Below are 3,443 nucleotides of genomic sequence, written 5' to 3'. Positions count from 1 at the left end.
ATAATTTACCTCAGGTCTTCCGTCAAAAAAGATGTAGGCCGGGTATTTTGAGAAATTCTCCGGCTTGGGAGTATTCCCGCTGATCACAATTTTGACGTTGCCTTTCGGGGCCAGGAATTTTTCATAGGGAGCCAGTTCCCTGACCAGGGCTGTAAGAGAAGGATCGGCTGGTGTTTTCAGATCGATCAGAAACTGAAGCGGCTTGCTTTTGTCTTTATAAATGCTTCCGCCGTTTTTCTCGCAAAGAGCCACAATGGGCTGCAGATACAGCTTGCTGAATGTCCTGTCCGATTGGAGTAAACCCAAAGGTTCCAAATCTTCGGTGACAGTTGTTGTCAGCGTTGAGGAAATTCTCAAAACGAAGGTGGGAGAACGGGCTAAATATTTAAAGGATGTTGCAGGTTGTGAAATTACTGGTAAATCCCTAACTGAGTTAAAGGACGCGAGGACAGCAGAGAATGTAGTAGCGGCGTTAGGACGCAAGGTATCACCGAAAACGCCGAGTTTAATGCCTGTGGGTTCTCTGTATTTGCAACCTGGAGAAGAACGGCGGCGTAGTGGTTCTCATTATACGCCTCGTGCTTTGACTGAGCCGATTGTGAAAGAAACTCTCAGACCGATTTTATCAGCTTTGGGAGAAAACCCCACACCAGAGCAGATTTTAGAGTTGAAAGTTTGTGATTTGGCGATGGGTTCAGGTGCATTTTTGGTCGAAAGTTGTCGTCAGCTGGCTGAAAAATTAGTTGAAGCGTGGAATAAGCAAAATGTATTACCTGAAATTCCAATTGATGAAGAACCGTTACTTTATGCGCGGCGGTTAGTGGCGCAACGGTGTTTGTATGGTGTGGATAAAAACCCCTTTGCGGTGAATTTAGCTAAGTTATCTTTGTGGCTGGCGACTTTGGCGAAAGCTCATCCTTTTACATTTTTAGACCATGCTTTGAAGTGGGGAGATTCTTTAGTTGGGTTAACTTCTGAACAAATTAAAACGTTTACTTGGTCAGAAGACAAGACTTATAAAGACCCAAATTCACTTTTGTTTAATCTGTCGATGGAGAAGGTGAAGTTTGACAGAGATGAAATTCACAAGTTAGATGAGGATAATTATGCAGCAAAGCGCGTTTTTTACGACAATATAGAAATAGAGTTACATGATATTCGGCTAAAGGGAGATTTGGTTGTTGCTTCATTTTTCGCTAAGGATAAAGATAAAGCGAGAAAAGATGAGCTTGATAATTCATGGTTAAAGTTTTACCAATGGCAGAAAAATCAAGAAGATGATTTAGATGTCAGGCGAATTTGTGCAGAGTTGCGGTATGGTGAGAAACCTGTTCCGGCGTTTAATTGGGAGATTGAATTTCCAGAGGTATTTGATAGGGATAATCCGAGGTTTGATGCAATTGTTGGTAATCCCCCATTTGCCGGTAAGAATGCAACAATAAATGCTCATGTTTCTGGTTATCAAGATTGGTTGAAAGTTGTTAATCCCGAATCTCATGGTAATGCTGATTTGGTGGCACATTTCTTTAGACGAGCTTTTAGCCTTTTACGCCAGTCTGGATGTTTTGGATTAATTGCCACAAATACCATTGCCCAAGGAGATACCCGTAGCACAGGTTTAAGATATATCTGTGAGCATGGTGGTACGATTTACAATGCTCAAAAACGGTTAAAGTGGCCGCGTTTAGCAGATGTTGTAGTAAGTGTTGTTCATGTTTTTAATGGAGATTATAAAGGCGTAAAACTACTAGATGGGCGAGATGCTGACTTAATTTCTGCGTTTCTATTCCATGCTGGCGGCAATCAAAATCCCAAGGTGTTACTGGCAAATGCAGGTAAAAGCTTTATTGGCAGCTATATATTAGGAATGGGTTTTACATTTGATGATTCAAATCCTGATGCTACACCGATTCAAGAAATGCAGCGATTGATTGAACAAAATCCCAAAAATGCGAAAAAGGTTTTTCCTTATATCGGTGGTGAAGAGGTTAATTCAAGTCCAACTCATACACATCATCGATATGTGATTAGTTTTGGTGAAATGAGTGAGGCTGAAGCTAGAGAATATCCTGATTTGATGAATATTGTAGAAGAAAAAGTTAAACCTGCAAGATTAGCACAAAACCGTGAAATCCGCGCTCGGTATTGGTGGCGTTTTGGTGAAAGTACACCTGCTTTAGGAAAAGCGATCGCCCCTCTTAATCGTGTGTTGGTTATTGGTCGTGTAGGTCAGCATAGTGCATTCACTTTTTTACCAAATAAAATGGTGCTTTCTGAACAGTTAGTAGTTTTTGCAGAGGAACGAAATTCATTTTTCTGCATATTACAATCTCATGCTCACGAAATTTGGGCTAGATTTTTTTCTTCGACATTCGGAGATGGTTTACGCTACACTCCCTCAGACTGTTTTGAAACCTTCCCCTTCCCTGAAAACTGGGAAACAAACCCCACCCTAGAAGCTGCGGGTAAAACCTACTACGAATACCGCGCCGCCTTAATGGTTCGCAACAACCAGGGACTCACCGACACATACAACCGCTTCCACGATCCCGACGAACGCCACCCCGATATTTTACAACTACGCTTACTCCACGCCCAAATGGATCGGGCTGTCCTCGATGCTTACGGCTGGACAGATATTTCCACAGAATGCACCTTCCTGCTTGATTACGAAGACGAAGAAGACGACGAAAACACCAGCAAACGCCAGAAGAAAAAACCTTGGCGCTACCGTTGGCCCGAAGAAATTCATGACGAAGTATTAGCCCGTTTACTCGAACTCAACCAGCAACGCGCCGAAGCTGAAATTTTAGGCGGTAAAGCTGCTGAGAAATCCAAGGCAAAAGGGAATACTAAAAAAGTAGCGAAATCTCGCAAGGCGACGGAAACGACTTTAACTATTCCTGATTTTCCCTCTACTTCTATGTGACAGGTTCAACGTTAGCCATACCGATGAATTCTAAAAAAGCATAGCCATCCTAAATCATTTATGAACACTTACTGTTCCCTGTTCCCTATTCCCTGTTCCCTGCCCTCATTATGACCACATCTGCCGAAGTGCGATCGCATTTAATCCGCGCCATGCAACTAGACTTGGTGGGGCCAACCCCTGATGATGTTGAATATGCCGAGGAAATCCTCACCCAAGCTCCTTCTAAGTGGTATCTTACAGGTTTTTTAGTACCTTTTGGAGCGCCTGTTGAAGTGCGATCGGACGAAACAGCAGATGACACACTCGAACAACTTAGTAGCCTGGTGCGCTTTTCCTGGTACCCGAGCTCCGGATGGGCGTGCAGGTCATGGCGGATCGCCCGCAGCGACGGCAGTTCCTCGGCGATCAGGCGGCGGAGGGTCGTGGTGTCCATGAAGGCAAGGGTATTGCCTTGGGGTGGAAAGCCGCCGTCATCCCGCCGGATTCATCTGGCGTGGCCGGCCCCGGCGGG

Annotated in this window: 3 protein-coding genes and 1 pseudogene; 1 reads left to right on the top strand and 3 read right to left on the bottom strand. The window is 44.3% G+C overall.

Features of this window, described 5'->3' with window-relative positions:
- The coding region (locus tag LC574_RS31695) for a hypothetical protein (protein WP_229457534.1) at nucleotides 1-252 on the bottom strand (252 nt) is incomplete at its 3' end.
- On the opposite strand from LC574_RS31695, the pseudogene LC574_RS31690 reads away from it, so the two are divergent.
- Nucleotides 221-2,419: pseudogene (locus LC574_RS31690) on the top strand (DNA methyltransferase); the annotation flags it as partial. The gene LC574_RS31695 and the pseudogene LC574_RS31690 sit on opposite strands and share 32 nt — an antisense overlap.
- A 165-nt stretch (nucleotides 2,420-2,584) precedes the next feature.
- On the opposite strand, the gene LC574_RS39340 reads toward LC574_RS31690, so the two are convergent.
- Nucleotides 2,585-2,752 (bottom strand): 4Fe-4S binding protein, encoded by a 168-nt coding sequence (locus LC574_RS39340; RefSeq protein WP_368736761.1) that lies wholly within the window; start codon nucleotides 2,750-2,752, stop codon nucleotides 2,585-2,587.
- 262 nt (nucleotides 2,753-3,014) lie between these two features.
- Nucleotides 3,015-3,233 carry a hypothetical protein gene (locus LC574_RS31685; RefSeq protein WP_229457532.1) on the bottom strand — a complete coding sequence of 73 codons (219 nt, stop codon included), beginning with the start codon at nucleotides 3,231-3,233 and terminating at the stop codon, nucleotides 3,015-3,017.
- Nucleotides 3,234-3,443 lie beyond the last annotated feature (210 nt).

This window comes from Nostoc sp. CHAB 5715 (assembly GCF_020829685.1).
Lineage (GTDB): Bacteria > Cyanobacteriota > Cyanobacteriia > Cyanobacteriales > Nostocaceae > Nostoc.
Note: the sequence above shows the minus strand (reverse complement) of the source record. Positions and strands in the feature narration are given on the sequence as shown.

Coding starts and splice junctions, on each gene's coding strand:
- LC574_RS39340 (WP_368736761.1), bottom strand. CDS start 2,752: ATGAATTTCTTCGGGCCAACGGTAGCGCCAAGGTTTTTTCTTCTGGCG.